Origin of the sequence: Nonomuraea monospora (genome assembly GCF_039531895.1) — a bacterium.
Taxonomy (GTDB): domain Bacteria; phylum Actinomycetota; class Actinomycetes; order Streptosporangiales; family Streptosporangiaceae; genus Nonomuraea; species Nonomuraea monospora.
Map to the genome: position 1 here is coordinate 41,686 of NZ_BAAAQX010000015.1, position 14,302 is coordinate 55,987.

The 14,302-nt window shown below is 71.6% G+C and carries 15 protein-coding genes; 4 read left to right on the forward strand and 11 right to left on the reverse strand.

From position 1 onward, the window contains the following. The first annotated feature begins 143 nt into the window (after nucleotides 1-143). Nucleotides 144-332 (forward strand): hypothetical protein, encoded by a 189-nt coding sequence (locus ABD331_RS27545; protein WP_344480465.1) that lies wholly within the window; start codon nucleotides 144-146, stop codon nucleotides 330-332. A gap of 55 nt (nucleotides 333-387) precedes the next feature. Here the strand turns inward: ABD331_RS27545 and truB are convergent, their stop codons facing one another. The 8 genes from truB to rimP form a co-directional block, all read right to left on the reverse strand. Beyond that, nucleotides 388-1,260, reverse strand: a complete 873-nt coding sequence (gene truB, locus ABD331_RS27550; RefSeq protein WP_344480468.1) for a tRNA pseudouridine(55) synthase TruB — start codon at nucleotides 1,258-1,260, stop codon at nucleotides 388-390. After that, the gene (locus ABD331_RS27555; protein WP_344480471.1) at nucleotides 1,261-2,301 is read right to left on the reverse strand and encodes a DHH family phosphoesterase; all 1,041 of its coding nucleotides are present in this window, start codon (nucleotides 2,299-2,301) and stop codon (nucleotides 1,261-1,263) included. Then, nucleotides 2,298-2,756 (reverse strand): 30S ribosome-binding factor RbfA, encoded by a 459-nt coding sequence (rbfA, locus tag ABD331_RS27560; RefSeq protein ID WP_344480474.1) that lies wholly within the window; start codon nucleotides 2,754-2,756, stop codon nucleotides 2,298-2,300. Before rbfA ends, ABD331_RS27555 begins: the two co-directional genes overlap by 4 nt. 39 nt (nucleotides 2,757-2,795) lie before the next feature. Next, entirely contained in the window at nucleotides 2,796-3,095 is a 300-nt protein-coding gene (locus ABD331_RS27565) for a DUF503 domain-containing protein (protein WP_344480477.1), read from the reverse strand. Between the two features lie 117 nt (nucleotides 3,096-3,212). Then, the gene (gene infB / locus ABD331_RS27570) at nucleotides 3,213-6,398 is read right to left on the reverse strand and encodes a translation initiation factor IF-2 (RefSeq protein WP_425566057.1); all 3,186 of its coding nucleotides are present in this window, start codon (nucleotides 6,396-6,398) and stop codon (nucleotides 3,213-3,215) included. Nucleotides 6,399-6,570: 172 nt separating this feature from the next. Further along, the gene (locus ABD331_RS27575) at nucleotides 6,571-6,882 is read right to left on the reverse strand and encodes a YlxR family protein (RefSeq protein ID WP_344480483.1); all 312 of its coding nucleotides are present in this window, start codon (nucleotides 6,880-6,882) and stop codon (nucleotides 6,571-6,573) included. After that, on the reverse strand, nucleotides 6,866-7,870 hold the full coding sequence (gene nusA / locus ABD331_RS27580; protein WP_344480486.1) for a transcription termination factor NusA: 1,005 nt from the start codon (nucleotides 7,868-7,870) through the stop codon (nucleotides 6,866-6,868). The genes ABD331_RS27575 and nusA overlap by 17 nt, the downstream gene beginning before the upstream one ends. Before the next feature lie 12 nt (nucleotides 7,871-7,882). Further along, nucleotides 7,883-8,368 carry a ribosome maturation factor RimP gene (gene rimP / locus ABD331_RS27585; RefSeq protein WP_344480489.1) on the reverse strand — a complete coding sequence of 162 codons (486 nt, stop codon included), beginning with the start codon at nucleotides 8,366-8,368 and terminating at the stop codon, nucleotides 7,883-7,885. Between the two features lie 232 nt (nucleotides 8,369-8,600). On the opposite strand from rimP, the gene ABD331_RS27590 reads away from it, so the two are divergent. Together ABD331_RS27590 and ABD331_RS27595 are read left to right on the forward strand one after the other, a co-directional pair. Then, on the forward strand, nucleotides 8,601-9,083 hold the full coding sequence (locus tag ABD331_RS27590) for a hypothetical protein (protein WP_344480492.1): 483 nt from the start codon (nucleotides 8,601-8,603) through the stop codon (nucleotides 9,081-9,083). An 8-nt stretch (nucleotides 9,084-9,091) separates the two neighbouring features. Then, complete coding sequence (locus tag ABD331_RS27595) at nucleotides 9,092-9,559, forward strand: ferritin-like domain-containing protein (protein ID WP_344480494.1); 468 nt, start codon at nucleotides 9,092-9,094, stop codon at nucleotides 9,557-9,559. Nucleotides 9,560-9,575: 16 nt separating this feature from the next. Here the strand turns inward: ABD331_RS27595 and ABD331_RS27600 are convergent, their stop codons facing one another. Then, nucleotides 9,576-10,733, reverse strand: a complete 1,158-nt coding sequence (locus ABD331_RS27600) for an ArsR/SmtB family transcription factor (RefSeq protein ID WP_344480498.1) — start codon at nucleotides 10,731-10,733, stop codon at nucleotides 9,576-9,578. 68 nt (nucleotides 10,734-10,801) lie between these two features. Between ABD331_RS27600 and ABD331_RS27605 the strand changes: the two genes are divergently transcribed. After that, nucleotides 10,802-11,641 (forward strand): alpha/beta hydrolase family protein, encoded by an 840-nt coding sequence (locus tag ABD331_RS27605; protein ID WP_344480501.1) that lies wholly within the window; start codon nucleotides 10,802-10,804, stop codon nucleotides 11,639-11,641. 89 nt (nucleotides 11,642-11,730) lie between these two features. Here the strand turns inward: ABD331_RS27605 and ABD331_RS27610 are convergent, their stop codons facing one another. Both ABD331_RS27610 and ABD331_RS27615 read right to left on the reverse strand, forming a co-directional pair. Beyond that, on the reverse strand, nucleotides 11,731-13,476 hold the full coding sequence (locus ABD331_RS27610; protein ID WP_344480504.1) for a proline--tRNA ligase: 1,746 nt from the start codon (nucleotides 13,474-13,476) through the stop codon (nucleotides 11,731-11,733). Nucleotides 13,477-13,591: 115 nt separating this feature from the next. Continuing rightward, the gene (locus ABD331_RS27615) at nucleotides 13,592-14,263 is read right to left on the reverse strand and encodes a hypothetical protein (RefSeq protein WP_344480507.1); all 672 of its coding nucleotides are present in this window, start codon (nucleotides 14,261-14,263) and stop codon (nucleotides 13,592-13,594) included. Between the last annotated feature and the right edge of the window lie 39 nt (nucleotides 14,264-14,302).

Genomic DNA, 14,302 nt, shown 5'->3' on the forward strand with positions numbered 1-14,302 from the left:
CCCCCTTATCCCCGGTCTTCCTGCCGAAGATGCCGGGCACCGCCAAGTGGCAATTGCCAACAGGGCCCCGCCATCTTTACGAGCGGCGCCCGGCGGTGACACTCCTCCTGCGACTCGCATACCGGAAAGGGTGATACACAACCATGAGCACACAGCGGTCATCACCGGCGTCCCGGGCTCCACAGCCGGTGATCGTCATCGTTCTCGTGCTGGTCATCGGGTTCCACGCCGGATACAGCCCCGACCAGCTCCGGGAGATCGTCTCCATCGTCCTCGTCGCGCTCATCGCACTCGTCGCGGCCCGGGCGGTGCGTCTGTCGGCAGCCGACTAGACGCACGCTCACTCGCCTCGACAGAGCCGTCGGACGAGTGACGCGCCCGCACCCCCTACCCGACGAACACCGCGAGGGGCTTGGCCACCCGGCCCTGCTCCTCGACCAGCGCCAGCAGCTCGCCCTCCGGGCCGAAGACCCCGATCGGCCCCTTGCCGAGCCCCACGGAGGGCAGCCGCCCGCCGTGCCCGATGACGCGGGCCTCGTCGGCCGTGACGTCGCGGCGCGGGAACGCCGCCGCAACCGCCTCGCCGATGGGCAGGATCACGCACTCCCCCGCGAGCTGCTCGATGCTCCTGGCCAGCGACAGGTCGTACGGCCCCACCCGGGTGCGCCGCAGCATCGTCAGATGGCCGCCCACGCCGAGCCCGGCGCCCAGGTCGCGGGCCAGGGAGCGGATGTAGGTGCCGCTGGAGCAGGTCACGACCGCGTCCACGTCCACGACGTCGCCGCCGTGCCTGACGCCGAGCACGTCGAACTGCCGCACCGTGACGGGCCTGGCCGCCAGCGCGACCTCCTCGCCCGCGCGGGCCTTCTTGTAGGCCCGCTCGCCGTTCACCTTGATCGCGCTGACCTGCGGCGGGACCTGCATGATCTCACCGGTCAGCGCGGCCACGCCCTTGGCGATCTCCGCCGCCGTGACCTCCGACGCCGAAGCCGTGGCGACGACCTCGCCCTCGGCGTCGTCGGTGTTGGTGCTCACGCCGAGCCGGATGGTGGTCTCGTACACCTTCTCCGTCAGCGTCAGGTGCCCCAGCAGCCTGGTCGCCTTCTCCACGCCGACCACCAGCACGCCCGTCGCCATCGGGTCGAGCGTGCCCGCGTGGCCCACCCGGCGGGTGCCCGCGATGCGCCGCATCTTGGCCACCACGTCGTGGGAGGTCCAGTCCGCCGGCTTGTCGACGATGATCAGACCGCTCTCGGCCATTCAGGAAACCCTCCGCAGCTCGCGCCGGAACTTCGCCATGGTCTCCTCCACGGTCTCGTACGAGGTGTAGCCCGCCGCGTTGTGATGGCCGCCGCCGCCGAGTGCCGCGCACACCGCGGCCACGTCGATCGTGCCCTTGGACCGGGTCGAGACCTGCCAGTCGCCGTGGTCGTCCTCCTTGAGCACGACCGCCACCTCGGCCTCGTCGGCGCGGCGCACGATGTCGATGATGCCTTCCAGCTCGGAGTACGGCAGCCCGTACGCGGCCCGGTCGACCCGCGAGACGTACGTCCACACCAGCCGGCCCTCCAGCGTCACCCGCTCCAGCGCGTTCGCCAGCACCTTGAGGTAGCCGAACGGGGAACGGTCCCACAGCTCGCGGGCGATCTCGTCGGTACGCAGCCCGGTCGCCACCAGCCTGGCGGCCATCTGGTGCACGGCGGGCGTGGTCGAGGAGTAGCGGAACGACCCGGTGTCGGTCACCAGCCCCGCGTACAGGCAGGTGGCGATGTCGCGGTCGAGCCGGCCGCCGAGCCGGTAGACGAGCTGCTCGGCCAGCATGGCCGTGGCCGCCGCGTCGGCGTCGATGAGGTCGAGCGTGCCGAACCCGGTGTTGGACGGGTGGTGGTCGACGACGATCACCTCGCGCGCCGAGGCGGCGTTGGCGCCCAGCAGCCCCACCCGCTCGAACGTCGAGCAGTCGAACACGATCATCAGGTCGGGCGCCGCAGGGTACTCCTCCGGCGGCACCAGCATCTCCTGCCCCGGCAGGAACCCCAGCAGCCTCGGCACCGCGAAGATCCGGTCACCGAAGGAGGCCACCACCCGCTTGCCCATCGAGCGCAGCACGAACGCCACGGCCAGCATCGACCCGAGCGCGTCGCCGTCGGGGTTCACGTGGCAGGCCAGCGCGACCTCGTCGGCCTGGCCGATCAGCCGCAGCGCCCGATCCCACGAAGAATCGGGGATCGGGCAGCCCTCGCCGGGAAGCCGCCCGAGGTTCGCCGGGCGGTCGGTCCTGTCGCGTACGTCGGGCGTCACGCCTGATCGTCCCTGCTCACCTCGGCGTCTTCCTCGTCGTCGGGCTTGCGGTAGGGGTCGGCCTCCCCGGCGTAGGAGGCGGCCTCGGCCTGCCGCGCCACCTCGGCGTCCCGCGCCCTGGCGGCGTTGATCAGCTCGTCGAGGTGCCGGGCGCTGTCGGGCAGCGGGTCGTGCTTGAACGTCAGCGTCGGGGCGAACCGCACCCCGGTCTGGCGGCCCACCTCGGAGCGGATGATCCCCTTGGCGCTTTCGAGGGCGGCGGCGCTGTCGGCCCGCTCGGCATCGGAGCCGAACACCGTGTAGAACACCGTGGCGTCACGCAGGTCAGCGGTGATGCGCGTGTCGGTCACGGTGACGAAGCCCAGACGCGGATCCTTGATCCGGCGCTCCAGCATCTCGGCGACGATCTGCTGGATGCGGTCGGCGAGCTTGCGTGCTCGTGCTGCATCCACCATGTTCGCTCCCCCTCACGCACGACCTGGCCGTGCAGTCGTTCAATCTTCTTCATCGTTGTAGAGCCGGTGCCGGGCCGACAGGAGCTCGATCTCGGGGCGGAAGGCCACCATGCGCTCGCAGGCGTCCAGCACCTCCTTGCAGTTACCCGCAGAGGCGGAGACAACCGCCACGCCGACCTCCGCTCTGCGATGCAGGTCGAGATGGCCGGTCTCAGCCACCGCGATGCTGGGATAACGGCGCTGCAACTCGGCGATCAGCGGCCGTACGACAGAGCGCTTCTGCTTCAGCGATCTGACGTCGCCGAGCAGGATGTCCAGGGTCAGAGCACCCACATACATCGTTGGTCACCACCGCTTGCCTGGGTGTGTGAGCACGCCGGGCCTGCTGCGGTGGGGACCAGGCCCGGGCGTGCGAGAGGCGCCCGGCGGATGTCCCGCCGGGCGCCCGGCCGCGCGTCACACGCGCGGCTTCTCCCGCATCTCGAACGTCTCGATCACGTCGTCGATCCTGATGTCGTTGTAGCCGACACCGATACCGCACTCGAAGCCCTCGCGGACCTCGGTCGCGTCATCCTTGAAGCGACGCAGGGACGAGACGGTCAGGTTGTCCGCGATGACGACGCCGTCGCGGATGACCCTGGCCTTGCTGTTGCGGACGATCAGACCGGAGCGGACCAGCGAACCGGCGACGTTGCCGATCTTCGGCACCTTGAAGACCTCGCGGACTTCGGCGGTGCCCATCTGGACCTCTTCGAACTCGGGCTTGAGCATGCCCTTGAGCGCCGCTTCGATCTCCTCGATCGCCTGGTAGATGACCGAGTAGTAGCGGATGTCGACGCCCTCGCGCTCGGCCAGGTCGCGCGCCCGGGGCTCGGGCCGGACGTTGAAGCCGATGATGACCGCGTTGTCGTCGGCGACGGCCAGGTTGACGTCGTACTCGGTGATCGCGCCGACCGCGCGGTGCAGGACACGGAGCCTGACCTCGTCGCCGACGTCGATCTTGAGCAGGGCGTCTTCCAGGGCCTCCACCGAACCGGACACGTCACCCTTGATGATGAGCTTGAGCTCGTCGACGCGGCCCTTCTCAAGGTCGCTGAACAGCTCTTCGAGGGTGCGGCGACGGCTCGACTTCGCCATGTCGGCGCTGCGCTTGCGCGCCGCGCGCTGCTGGGCGATCTGCCGGGCCATCCGGTCGTCGGTGACCACGATGAAGTTGTCACCGGCGCTCGGCACCGCCGTCAGACCCATCACCAGGACGGGACGCGACGGCGTGGCCTCCTCGACCGGCTCGCCGTTGTCGTCGAGCATCGCGCGGACGCGGCCGAAGGCCTCGCCACACACGATCGAGTCGCCGACGCGCAGCGTGCCGCGCTGGACCAGGACGGTCGCGACGGGGCCGCGGCCACGGTCGAGGTGCGCCTCGATCGCGATGCCCTGGGCGTCCATCGTCGGGTTGGCCCGCAGGTCGAGCTCGGCGTCCGCGGTCAGCAGGATGGCCTCGAGGAGGTTGTCGATGCCCGTGCCGTTCTTCGCCGAGATGTCGACGAAGAGGGTCGAGCCACCGTACTCCTCGGCCACCAGGCCGTACTCGGTGAGCTGGGCACGGACCTTGTTCGGGTCTGCGCCCTCCTTGTCGACCTTGTTGACCGCGACCACGATCGGCACCTCGGCCGCCTGGGCGTGGTTGAGAGCCTCGATCGTCTGCGGCTTCACACCGTCGTCGGCCGCGACCACCAGCACCGCGATGTCGGTGGACTTGGCGCCTCGGGCACGCATGGCGGTGAACGCCTCGTGACCCGGGGTGTCGATGAAGGTGATCTTCCGCTCTTCGCCCTCGTGCTCGGCGGCGACCTGGTAAGCACCGATGTGCTGGGTGATGCCACCCGCCTCGCGCGCCACCACGTTGGTCTTGCGGATGGCGTCGAGCAGCTTGGTCTTACCGTGGTCGACGTGACCCATGACGGTCACGACCGGCGGACGCGCGGCCAGGTCGGCCTCGTCGCCCTCGTCCTCGCCGAACTCGATGTCGAAGGCCTCGAGAAGCTCGCGGTCCTCCTCCTCCGGGCTGACGACCTGGATGTCGTAGTCGAGCTCCTGGCCGAGAAGCTGCAGCGTCTCCTCGTTCACCGACTGCGTCGCGGTCACCATCTCGCCCAGGTGCAGCATGATCTGCACGAGCGAGGCGGGGTTCGCGCCGATGCGGTCGGCGAAGTCGGACAGCGACGCGCCGCGCGGCAGGCGGATCGTCGCGCCGTTGCCACGGGCGACCTGCACACCGCCGATCGCCGGCGCCGACATGTTGTCGAACTCCTGGCGCCTCTGACGCTTGGACTTGCGGCCACGCGCGGGACGGCCGCCGGGACGCCCGAAGGCTCCCGCGGTGCCGCCACCACGGCCACGGCCACCGCCACCGGGACGGCCGCCGAAGCCACCGCCGCCGCCACCGCCGCCGGGACCACCGGTGCCGGTGCGCGGACCGGCGCCGCCGCCACCCGGGCGACCGGCGAAACCGCCGCCGCCACCCGGACGACCGCCGCCACCACCGGGACGGCCACCGCCGCCACCGCCGGGACGACCGCCACCGCCGCCACCGCCACCCGGACGGCCACCGCCGCCGGGACCGGCAGGACGACCCTGCGGCATCATCATCGGGTTGGGACGCGGGCCACCCGGACGGGGACCGCCCGCGCCGCCACCGCCGCCGGGGCCCGGACGCGGGCCACCACCGGAGGGCGGGCCGGGACGCGGGCCAGGAGTGGGCCTGTCGCCACCGCGGCCCTGCGGCGGACGCGGCATCGCGCCGTCGCGCGGCGGGCCGTCACGACGCTCGCGCTGCCCGGGACCGCCGCCTTCGCGGTTGCCACCGGGACGCGGCGGACGGGACTGGCCCATGCCGCTGGCGTTGGACGAGAACGGGTTGTTGCCCGGACGCGGACCACGCGGACCAGGCCGCGGACCGGGGCCGGGACGCGGACCGCCACCGGCGGGCGCGCCGGGACGCGGCGCGTGCGCCGAACCGCCGCGGTCGCCACCACGGTCGCCGCGGTCGCCACGCTCAGCGCGGTCACCACGGTCGCCGCGCTCACCACCGCGCTCGCCGCCACGCTCACCGGGGCCGCCGGGACGCGGGCCGGGCTTGGGGCCTGGACCGGGACGCGGACCGCCACCGGCGGGCGCGCCAGGACGCGGGCCAGGGGTCGGCCGAGCGGGCGCACCGCTCTCGAAACGCGCCTGCGGGGCACCGGAGGTCTCGCCGCGAGCGGCCTCGGGGGCCTGCTGCGGCTGCTGGTGCGGCATCGGCACCGGCGGGCGCGGCTGACCGCCGCCCTGCTGGCCACCCTGCTGACCACCCTGCTGGCCGCCCTGCTGACCGCCGCCCTGCGGGCCGGGACGCGGACCGGGCTTGGGGCCCGGACGCGGTGGAGCGGGAACCGGTGCCTGCCCGGCACCGTTACCGGCCTGGCCTTCGGCCGGCCGGGGCGCAGCCCTTGGCGGCTGCGGCTTGTTGGACGACTGACCGCCGCCCCTCGAGGAGCCTCCCTTGGAGACCCCTAGCGCTTCGGTGAGCCTGCGGACCACCGGCGCTTCGATGGTCGAGGACGCCGAACGGACGAACTCTCCCATCTCTTGGAGCTTGGCCATGACGACCTTGCTCTCTACGCCGAACTCCTTAGCGAGCTCGTATACCCGGACCTTCGCCACTGCACTCCCTTACTCGGCCCGGGAGGCTGGCTGTGCCGTCCGGACCGTCGCTACCTTGACGTCTTCATCGCCGCGTGCTCATCAGGCGCTCATAGCAATCTGACTCCGCCCATCAACTCGGCGTCCTACATGACATTTCTTGGTCTCCCTCCAGGTGCGCTCGCACGGGCGAGCTGTCAAGCGGCCCCGGCACGCGGAACGCGCGCGGGAACGCTCGGCGCCGCTCGGCAAGCTCCAGACAGCTCAGGGCCGGGTGCAGCGATGCACCTCGACCCGGGAGCCGTCCGCGCAGGTCAGGGACCACTTGGCCCTCGACCCGCACCAGACGGAGCAGCTCGGACTTAGCCTCGCGAGCCCGGCAGCCCACACAGGTGCGCTGTGGGACCGCTCGGCCACCATATTCCAGCTTACCGTGTTGACGCATCTACGGAACCGGCGGCGTCCTCGGCTTGTGTATCGGGCCGGATGTCGATCCGCCACCCCGTGAGCCTCGCGGCCAGCCGGGCGTTCTGTCCCTCTTTGCCGATCGCCAGCGAGAGCTGGTAGTCGGGCACCGTCACCCGCGCGACCCGGCCGTCGAGATCGAGAACCTCGACGTGGGAAACGCGCGCCGGCGACAGCGCATTCCCGACGAACTCGCCCGGATCCTCCGACCAGTCGATGATGTCGATCTTCTCGCCGTGCAGCTCCGTCATCACGTTGCGCACCCGCGAGCCCATCGGGCCGATGCAGGCGCCCTTGGCGTTCACGCCCTGCTTGCGCGACCTGACGGCGATCTTCGTCCGGTGGCCCGCCTCGCGCGCCACCGCCGCGATCTCCACGGTGCCGTCGGCGATCTCCGGCACCTCCAGCGCGAACAGCTTCTTGACCAGCCCGGGGTGCGTGCGCGACAGGGTGACGGACGGGCCCTTGTGGCCCTTCTTCACCTGCACCACGTAGGCGCGGATGCGCTCGCCGTGCACGTACTCCTCGCCCGGCACCTGCTCGGCGTGCGGCAGCACGGCCTCGATCTTGCCGAGGTCGACCAGCACCACGCGAGGGTCCTTGCCCTGCTGGATCACGCCGGAGACCAGCTCGCCCTCGCGGCTGGCGAACTCGCCGAAGTTGATCTCGTCCTCGGCGTCGCGCAACTGCTGCAGGATGACCTGCTTGGCGGTGGTCGCGGCGATCCTGCTGAAGTTGTTCGGCGTGTCGTCGAACTCCCTGACGACCTCGCCGTCCTCGTCGAGCTCGGCCGCCCAGATCGTGACGTGACCGCTGCCCCGGTCGAGCTCCGCCCGCGCCTTGGACGCGGCGCCGTCGGTGCGGAAGTACGCGATCAGCAACGCGTCCTCGATCGCCTTGACGACCAGGTCGAAGGAGATGTCCTTCTCCCGCTCCAGGCTGCGCAGGACGCTCATGTCGATGTCCACGACGGCTCCCCCTTAGCCTTCGTCGCCGTCGACGTCGTCGATTCGGCGGAATTCCACCTGCACCCGTCCGCGGGTCAGGTCCTCGAAAACAAGCCTGCGCGGCGCGCCCGAGACGTCGAGGTCGACGCCGCTCTCGTCGGCGGCCACGATGCGGCCCTCCACCACGGATCCGTCTCTCAGCTCCGCCTTCACCAGCCGCTTGGCGGCACGCCGCCAATGGCGCGGCTCGGTGAGCGGGCGATCGACGCCCGGCGAGGACACCTCCAGCGTGTACGCCGCCTGGCCCATCGCGTCGTCGTCGTCCAGCGCCGTGGAGACGGCCTGGCTCACGTCGGCCACGTCGTCGAGGCTCACGCCGCCGTCACGATCCACGATCACGCGCAACAGCCGTCTCTTGCCTGCCTGGGTGACCGTGATGTCCTCCAGGTCGAGGCCCTCCGCGCTGACCACGGGCTCCAGGAGCTTCATCAGGTGGTCGCGGGGTGATGCGCTGCCCATATCGACCTCCCCTATTGTCATGTCTCAGCCGGGCGGACCTCGCCTCTGGCTCTCCCGCCGTCTGGCCGCTCAGCCAGCGACGACAGTTGACACCCTATCCGTATGAGGGCACGGAGAGAGCGCCACTCGTCACGGTCGAATGGCGGAGCGTCGCCGGACGGCGATCGCGGGCACTGGCCGTACGATGCTACCGAGGCCTCAACGGGCCGGTGACACCTGGAGGTTCGAGTCCGTGCGCGCGCGTCAGCTCTCCCGTCGGGTCCTGCTGGCGGGCGGGGCCCTGCTGACGGGCGGGGCAGCCGGGCTGACCGGCTGCAGCGACTCAGGGCCCGCGCGGCCGGCCGCCTCCCCGCCGCCCGACTCGCCCGAGACCGTGCTGCTCAAGGGGCTCATCGCGGAGAAGGAGCGGACGATCGCGCTCTACTCGTCGCTGATCAGCGACGGAGCCGAGAAGCTGGGGCCGTTCCGCGACCGGCACCAGGCGCATCTGGACGAGCTGCGCAAGTACGTCCCCGCCGCCTCGGCTTCGGCCTCTCCCTCCCCTACTGCCTCGCCGGTCAAGGCGTCGCTGTCGCGGCTGCGGGAGCTGGAGCGCAAGGCCGCCGCCGCGCGGCCACGCCAGCTCGGCGGCGTCTCGCCCGGAGTGGCCCAGCTCATCGCCAGCATCGGGGCCTGCGAGGCCGCCCACGCCGTCGCCCTTCCTAAGTCCCTGTGAGGTTCTCGGTGAGCTCTGCCGACGACATGGAGAAGCTGCGCAAGGCCCTGGCCGCCGAGCACGCGGCGGTGTTCGCGTACGGGCTGCTGGCGGCGCGCACCTCGGGGGAGGTGCGGCGGCGGATGAGCGCGGCCTACGACGCGCACCGGGCGCAGCGCGATCGGCTCCGCACGCTCATCACGACCCGGGGCGGGCGGCCCGCCGAGCCTGACGCCTCCTACGCGCTGCCGTTCTTCCCCTCCGACGCCAAGCTGGCCGTCAAGCTGGCGGTGCGGTTGGAGAACGGGGTGGCGGCGGCCTATCTGGAGCTGGTGTCCGCGCGGGATGTGAAGGTGCGGGAGCACGCGGCGGTGGCGATGCAGCAGGCGGTGACCCGGGCGTACAGCTTCAAGCCCGATCCGCCGGCGGCCTTCCCCGGCATGCCGGTGGCGGCATCGCCGCCCGCCTCGCCGTCGGCGGGGTCCGCCGGCGGCTGAGCGGTGTGTGCGGCGGTCAGTGGTACAGGACCGACAGGAGGTCCCGGCCGAGGCGTTGCACGGCGTCGGCGTCGAGCTGGTAGTAGACGACCGGCCCGCGACGGTGCGTGTGCACCAGCCCCGCCTCCCGCAGCCGCCGCAGGTGCCGGGAGACCTGCGGCGCCGTCATCCCGAGCTGAGTGGCCAGTTCGGACGTGGCCACCGGGTTGCGCAGGATGGCGTGGCACAGCCGCAGCCGGGTCGGGTCCTGGAGGGCGGCCAGGCGGCGCCGGGCGGTGTCCAGGCTGGGGGTCTCCGCGGCGTCGACGCTGTACTGGATGACGACCGGATAGCCCGGGTAGTGCTTGATGACGAAGTGCGGCCGCCCGTGGACGGTGGGGACGAGAAGGCAGGGGCGGGCGGCGGTGACGCGGGCGGTGGCGTTGTAGAGCTTGTCGAAGACGACGCGCAGGCGCCGCCCCGACGGGGCGCCCGCCGTGGCGGCCGGGAAGCCGGACAGGGTCGCGGTCGGGAAGTCGGACAGGGTGGCGGTCGGGAGGCCGGACAGGGTCAGGGCGCCTCTTCTGCGCAGGTCGCGTTCGCGCAGGGCGCCGTCGTGGCCGAGGGTGCGGCGCAGGGCGGGCCACTCGGCGGAGAAGGCGGCGCGGGCGAAGGCGGCCAGGAAGTCCAGCAGCTCCGCGCGTACGCCGTGCGGGTCGGCGCGCAGCCGGCCGCCGATCTCCTGGCGGCTGGAGGAGATCAGCCGGAGCCTGTGCAGGGTCTCGTCGCTGAGGCGGGGCGCCAGCTCGGTCTCGTTCATGCCGATCAGCGCCTGCACGGTCATGGCCACGAAGTCGCCGATGGGCAGCTCGGCCACCTCGCGCAGCTCGTCCTCCAGAGTGCGCCGGTGACCGGCGGACAGCGGGAGGAGATAGCGGGCGCGGAAGGCGCCGTAGAGCGGCGCCCAGCCGGCGGCGGTGGCCAGCAGGCCCGCGCCGAGCCGCGCGTGCGCCCTGGCCACCCAGCCCGCGCTGAGGGGGTGGTGGCCGGGCTCGTCGAGGGCGTGCAGGCAGGCGCACAGCTCGGCCAGCGGCGACTGCTGCACGGCGATGGGCACGGTGCTGTGGGAGGCGGCGTCCGATGGGTCGCGGATGTTCGATGAGCCGGGGGTGTCGACGATGAGCGTGACGGCCACCCTGCAGATTACCGCGCAGGCGTCAATCCGCTTGTGGACCGGCCAGCGTTCCCGCAGGCTGTCGCCTCATGGCTGAGGAACTGCACGTCGTCAGACATCCGACCGGCTTCTATTCGGCGGGCGCCACGACCGTCTTCGCGTCCCGGCACGACCAGAGGTTCTCCTACTGCCTGTACGTGCCGTCCGCGCACGCCCCGGGCGGCGAGCCCCTCCCCCTGGTCGTCCTGCAGCACGGGACGGGGCGGCGCGGCCCGCAGTACCGGGACCACTTCGCGAGGTGGGCCGAGGAGCACGGCTGCCTGGTGCTGGCGCCGCTGTTCCCCGCCGGCATCGGGCAGGACCCGGAGGACCTGCACAACTTCAAGTTCCTGCGCTACGGCGACATCCGCTTCGATCTGGCCCTGCTGGCCATGGTCGAGGAGGTGGGCGAGCGTTTCAACGTCCGGACGGAACGGTTCCTGCTGCACGGGTTCTCGGGCGGCGGGCAGTTCGTGCACCGGTTCGCCTATCTGCATCCCGAGCGGCTGGCCGGGGTGTCCATCGGGGCGCCAGGGCGGATCACCTACATCGACCGGGACAGCCCGTGGTGGGTGGGGTTGCTGGGGTTCGAGGAGGAGTTCGGGCGTGCGCCGGGGGTGGCGGAGCTTCGGGACGTGCCCGTGCAGATGGTCGTCGGCAGTGCGGACGTCGAGACCTGGGAGATCAACAACCCGGGCGACTCCAACTGGATGGAGGGCGCCGACGCGTTCGGGGTGACGCGGGTGGAGCGGCTGATGGCGTTGCGGGACAACTTCGAGGAGCACGGCATCGGCGTGCGGTTCGACGTGGTGCCGGGCGTGGGGCACGAGCCGATGCTGCTGCTCGGGCCGGTCAAGGACTTCTTCGCCGCGATCCTCGCCCGCCGGTGAGCTCGCGGCTGGGCCTGCCGTGAGCCCGCCGTGAGCTCGCCGGTAAGGAGCCCTCCCCGGGCAGGAAGGGCTCCGTCCGTACGGGAGGGTCAGGCGTTGACGGCGGCCAGGACGCGGTCGGCGGCCTCGGCGAGGGGGATCTCGGACTTCTCGCCCGAGACGCGGTCGCGCAGCTCCACGACCCCCTGCGACAGCCCGCGCCCGACGACCACGATCGTCGGCAGGCCGAGCAGCTCGGCGTCCTTGAACTTGACGCCGGGCGAGACCTGCGGCCGGTCGTCGACCAGGACGCGCAGCCCGCGCGACTCCAGCTCGGCGCCCAGCTCCAGGGCGGCCTCCACCTGGTTCTCCTTGCCGGTGCCGACGATGTGCACGTCGGCGGGCGCGACCTCGCGCGGCCACACCAGGCCGAGCTGGTCGTGGGCCTGCTCGGCGATGACGGCCACGGCGCGGGAGACGCCGATGCCGTAGGAGCCCATGGTGATGCGGATGGGCTTGCCGTCGGGGCCGAGCGCGTCGAGGCCGGCGGCGTCGGCGTACTTGCGGCCGAGCTGGAAGATGTGGCCGATCTCGATGCCGCGGTCGATGGACAGCTCGGAGCCGCATCGGGGGCAGGGGTCGCCCGCGCGGACCTCGGCGGCCTCGATGGTGCCGTCGGGGGTGAAGTCGCGGCCCGCGACCACGTTGGCGGCGTGCTTGCCGGGCTCGTTGGCGCCCGTCACCCAGGACGTGCCGGTGACGACGCGGGGGTCGACGAGGTAGCGGATGCCCAGCTCGCGCAGGACCTGCGGGCCGATGTAGCCGCGGACGAGGCCGGGGTGCCTGGCGAAGTCGGCGGCCTCGAAGATGGCGGGCTCGCCGGGCGCCAGTGACGCCTCCAGGCGCTTGAAGTCGACCTCGCGGTCGCCCGGCACGCCGACGATGAGCGTCTCGACCTTGTCGGAGCCGGGCGTGGTCACCTTGACGACGACGTTCTTGAGCGTGTCGGCGGCGGTGACGGACAGGCCGTGGTGCTCGTTGACGTACGACACCAGCGTCTCGATGGTGGGGGTGTCGGGGGTGTCCATGACCTGCTGCGCGGGCAGGTCGTCGAAGGAGCGCGCGGCGGGGGCGGTGGTGACGACGGCCTCGGCGTTGGCCGCGTAGCCGCAGGAGTGGCAGGCGACGAACGTGTCCTCGCCGGTGGGGGTGGGCGCCAGGAACTCCTCCGACGCGGAGCCGCCCATCGCGCCCGACGTCGCGAAGACGATCTTGTAGGTGATGCCGAGGCGGTCGAAGGTGCGGATGTAGGTCTCGCGGTGCTGCTCGTAGGAGCGCTTGAGCCCGTCGTCGTCGAGGTCGAAGGAGTAGGAGTCCTTCATCAGGAACTCACGGCCGCGCAGGATGCCGGCCCTGGGCCGCGCCTCATCGCGATACTTGGTCTGGATCTGGTAGAGCGTGACCGGATAGTCCTTGTACGAGGAGTATTCGCCCTTGACCATGTCGGTGAAGAGCTCCTCGTGGGTGGGGCCGAGGAGATAGTCGGCGCCCTTGCGGTCCTGAAGGCGGAACAGGGTGTCGCCGTATTCGGTCCAGCGGCCGGTCGCCTCGTAGTATTCGCGGGGCAGCAGGGCGGGGAAGAGCACTTCCTGGCCGCCCATGCGGTTCATCTCCTCGCGGACGATCTTGGCTACGTTCTCCAGGACCATTTTTCCGAGGGGGAGCCAGGAGTAGATCCCGGGCGCGACGCGGCGGACGTAGCCGGCTCGGACGAGGAGCTTGTGGCTCGGCACTTCCGCGTCTGCCGGGTCGTCCCGCAGGGTGCGAAGAAACAACGACGACATGCGCAGCAACACGGCTACTCCTTGCTCGAACCTGGATGTGGAGGACTGCAGAGGACTACAGAGGACTGCAGAGGTCTACAGGCTATCGAGTCGGAGGAGCCCCGCGCTCGGGCTTATCCTGGCGGGCTCAGACGGCCAGGGGGATCCAGCCGGCGACGAAGGCGGCCAGGCAGACCGTGAACAGCCCCGCGAACACCGCCGACACCGCCAGCGCCCGCACCCGTCCCCGCGCGTTCCTGCGCAGCCCCAGCACCAGCACCACGGACGCCAGCCCGACCGCCACCGCGGGGCCGGGCCAGAACGACTGGTCGCTGTCGATGAACCCGGGCGTCGCCCGGTCCACCACGTCGGCGATCAGTGCCGCGCCGACCGCTCCCGCCGCCACGTCGCCCCAGCCGTCGTTCCTGCGGGTGGCGTACGCGAGCAGCCCCAGCCCCACGAGCAGGGCGAGCGTCCAGTTGAGCCCGGCCGCGCTGCCGCCGATCACGTCGAAGGCCTCGTCGCCGCGCAGCGCGCCCGTGCCCATCGCGGCGACCAGCGTGGACACCGCCGCCAGGAACGTCGTCACCAGCGCCCAGCCGAACCCGGACGCGGTGGCGCCGACGATCAGCGAGAGGGCGAGATAGGCGTAGGGGTCGTAGACCTGGCCGAGCCAGGCGGGGCCGTTCCCGGAAATGAGCATGCCGGTCAAGCCGACGGCCAGGCCGCCGGCGAAGGCCGCCAGCAAATGGCGTTCGATGGCGCGCTGCCGCCGGTCGTATTCGGCGAAGTCGGCGTAGTCGATGGTGGTGTTGTTCATGTCCATTTCCCTGGTCAACCCCTCCCCGTGAATTGTCTG